The following is a 1645-nucleotide window of genomic DNA, read 5'->3' on the forward strand; positions in this document are numbered from 1 at the left end:
CCGGCCCCGTTCTTGGGTGCTCAGCCTTTGATGGCTCCGGTGAGCATGCCTTTGGCGAAGTGTTTTTGGAGGAAGGGGAAGACGATGAGGATGGGGATGAGGGTGAGGACGACGACGGCCATTTGGAGGGAGAGGGGGGCGGTTTGGGAGTGGCCGGCGACGCCGTAGCCGGAGTTGACCTGGCCGGGCATGTTGACGCCGAGGTTGACGTATTCGTAGAGGACGTATTGGAGGGGCCATTTCTGGCTCTCGGTGGGCATGTAGAGCATGACGTTGAAGAAGGTGTTCCAGTAGCCGACGGCGTAGAAGAGGGTGATGACGGCGGTGACGGCGCGGGAGGTGGGCAGGACGACGGAGAGCAGGATGCGCCATTCGCCGGCTCCGTCCATGCGGGCGGCGTCGATGAGTTCGGCTGCGGTGGTGGAGTAGAAGGAGCGCAGGACGAGGATGTTGAAGACGCTGACGGCGCTGGGGAGGATGAGGGCCCAGTAGGTGCCGTAGCCGTGCAGTTCGGAGACGACGAGGAAGGTGGGGATGAGGCCGCCGTTGACGAACATGGTGATGACGAGGATGAGCAGGAGGAAGCGGTGGCCGAGGCTTCGGTGGCGGGAGAGGCCGTAGGCGCACAGGATGGAGACGGTCATGGAGATGGCGGTGCCGATGGCGGTGATGGCGCAGGTGACGATGAGGCTGCGTCGGACGGGGCCGCCGGAGAGCATGGTGGTGTAGGCGTCGAGGGTGATGCCGTGGGGGACGAGGACGAGGCCGCCGGCGCGGTTGATGGCGCCGGGGGTGGAGATGCTGGTCAGGACGACGCAGTAGACGGGTAGGAGGATGAGCAGGACGACGAGGCCGAGGGTGAGGCCTTTGGCGGTTTGTCCTGCGGGGGTGGGGGGTTCTTCCCAGACGGGGCGCTGGGGGTGGTGGCGGCGGGGGCGGGGGCCGGTGGTGGGGGCTGTGGGCGCGGGTGTGGTGGTGGTCATTTTCGGTACAGTCCGTCCTCGCCGAAGCGGTGGGCGAGGGTGTTGGCGGCCCACAGCAGGAGTAGGGAGATGGCGCTTTTGAAGATGCCGGCGGCGGCGCCGTAGCTGTAGTTCTGGGTGCCGATGCCGTAGTAGAAGGAGAAGGTGTCCAGGACGTCGGCGGCGTCGTGGCCGACGGCGTTGCGTTGGATGAGCATCTGCTCGAAGCCGACCGACAGGGCGTTGCCCAGGCGCAGCACCAGCATGAGGACGATGATGGCGCGCATGCCGGGCAGGGTGATGTGCCACATGCGGCGCCAGCGTCCGGCGCCGTCGACGGCGGCGGCTTCGTAGAGGTTGGGGTCGATGGCCGCGAGGGCCGCGAGGAAGACGATGATGCCCCAGCCGGCGTCTTTCCAGATGATCTGGGAGGTGACCAGGAGCGAGAAGGTGTGGGGGTTGGTCATGATGTCCAGGGTGTGGACGTGGTGCTGGCGCAGGAATTGGTTGAGGAGTCCGGCGCCGCCGATCATCTGCTGGAAGAGGGTGATGACCAGGACCCAGGAGTAGAAGTGGGGGAGGAAGGTGATGGCCTGGATGATGGAGCGCAGGCGTTGGCTGAGGATGGAGTTGAGGAGGAGGGCGAGGAGGATGGGGATGGGGAAGAAGAGGATGAGCTGGAC

Annotated in this window: 2 protein-coding genes; both read right to left on the bottom strand. The window is 65.8% G+C overall.

What is annotated here, in order from left to right; translation table 11 throughout:
- Window positions 1-20: 20 nt before the first annotated feature.
- Window positions 21-983, bottom strand: coding sequence for a carbohydrate ABC transporter permease (locus K7G61_RS35790; protein ID WP_225851327.1), 963 nt, complete (start codon window positions 981-983; stop codon window positions 21-23).
- Window positions 980-1645: ABC transporter permease subunit (locus tag K7G61_RS35795; RefSeq protein WP_225851328.1), on the bottom strand; the 666-nt coding region annotated here is incomplete at its 5' end. The genes K7G61_RS35790 and K7G61_RS35795, both read right to left, overlap by 4 nt.

Source organism: Streptomyces sp. HPF1205 (assembly GCF_020400825.1).
In the GTDB taxonomy this organism is placed as follows: domain Bacteria; phylum Actinomycetota; class Actinomycetes; order Streptomycetales; family Streptomycetaceae; genus Actinacidiphila.